The 1375-nt window shown below is 67.0% G+C and carries 1 protein-coding gene; it reads right to left on the bottom strand.

What is annotated here, in order from left to right:
- Positions 1-1375: ATP-binding protein (locus AC1VAN_RS21885; RefSeq protein WP_480986752.1), on the bottom strand; the 1375-nt coding region annotated here is incomplete at both ends.

The following is a 1375-nucleotide window of genomic DNA, read 5'->3' as shown; positions in this document are numbered from 1 at the left end:
GCTGTGGCCAATAGCGCAGGGCCTCATTGCCGTCGCCGGCGACCACGGCGTGGCAGCCGAGCTGCTCCAGCTGGTCACGCAGGATCGCCTGGTTGATCGGGTTGTCTTCGGCGACCAGCACCTGCAGCCCGCCGAACCTGCGTGTCGCGGGCAGACGCCCGTTGACCTCGGCGGGCAGTGCTCGCCCGGCTGCAGCCGCCAGCGCCATCACGATCGCATCCAGGCGATGCACGCCGACCTGCCAATGTCCCTGCACCTGTTGCGGCTGCATTCCGCCTTCGCGGCAGGCCACCACCTGCGGTCCACTCCACGCAGGCGCACCCTCGTCCAGCACAAGGTCGAGCATCACCGTGCCAGGGTCGACAAGCGCCGGCGCATCCTCGCGGTGCACGCTGGCCTGTGCGCCACGCTGCTGCAGCCGATCGCATATCGATTGTGCAAACTCGCGAACGCTGCCGCGAACCTGCACTGGCAGCCCTGCCGGCATCTGCGGTGAAGCCGCCTGCAGCGGATCGGGTATTGCCTCAGGCAGCGGCAGTTCGACCGAGAAACTGCTGCCCAGGCCGCTTTCGCTGACCACCCGCAGGTGGCCGTCCATCATCGCGGTCAGGTGTGCACAGATCGCCAGGCCCAGTCCGGTGCCACGCATGGCATCGGTGCCCGGGTTGGCCTGGAAGAAKGGTTCGAACAGATGTGCCTGGTGCTCGCTGGCGATGCCGATGCCGGTATCGGCCACCTGCCAGCGCAGCCAGCAGCGATCATCGATGTGCTGTGCACCCAGGCGCACCACGACCCGACCGCTGTCGRTGAACTTCAGCGCATTGCTGATCAGGTTGTTGAGGATCTGGCGGATGCGCGCGGCATCACCATTGACCGCAGCCGGCACGTCCGGGTCGATGCAGGCGTAGAACTGCAGGCCCTTGTGTGCGGCGGCAGCGGCGTAGGAGTCCAGTGCGTCCTCGGTCAACCGCACCGGATCGAACGCGCCGGGTTCCAGGCTCAGCTGGTCGGCCTCGGCCTTGCTGACATCCAGGATGTCGCTGATCAGCTGCATCAATGTCGATGATGAGCGCTGGATCGTGTCCAGGTAGTCCTGCTGGCGCGCATCCAACGGGGTCAGGCCAAGCAGCTCCAGCGTGCCGAGCACGCCGTACAGCGGGGTGCGTATCTCATGGCTCATGGTGGCCAGGAACTGGCTTTTGGCGCGGTTGGCCTGGTCGGCCGCACGCCGTGCCTGCTGCAGCACCTGTTCGGCCTCGTGCTGGCTGCTGAGATCGATGAACAGGCACAGCACAGCCGGTTCGCCGCGATAGCGCGCGGGCGTGGCGGTGATCAGCAGGTGGCGGTTGTCCGGCGTGGTGTAGGCCAGGCCGTC

It is taken from the genome of Stenotrophomonas sp. 05L44_2 (genome assembly GCF_056665995.1).
The sequence above is the reverse complement of the archived record's forward strand: the minus strand, read 5'-3'. Positions and strand labels throughout refer to the sequence as shown.